General features: G+C 48.5%; 1 protein-coding gene. It reads left to right on the top strand.

The annotated features are described in order from the left end of the window. Positions 1–260 (top strand): response regulator (locus RMT89_RS43960; RefSeq protein WP_315889356.1); only part of this gene is annotated, 260 nt, incomplete at both ends.

Genomic DNA, 260 nt, shown 5'->3' with positions numbered 1-260 from the left:
GCCGCCTACCCTGATAGCCGCATTATTATGTTAACCGGCTTTGCCAGTATTGCCACTGCAGTCCAAGCCGTGAAGCTGGGCGCAGATGATTATCTAACTAAGCCGGTTGATTTTGCTGCCTTGCTGCAATGCATCAGTACTGCAGATAGCAGCGACACGCCGCAATCAGCAGAAGCTGATACCGCGTTATTATCACCAGATCAATTAGAATGGGAACATATTCAGCGCACTTTAGAGCAATTTGACGGCAATATCTCGCA

This window comes from Streptomyces sp. P17 (assembly GCF_032436805.1).
GTDB lineage: Bacteria > Actinomycetota > Actinomycetes > Streptomycetales > Streptomycetaceae > Streptomyces.
This window is presented reverse-complemented; position numbering and strand designations above follow the sequence as displayed.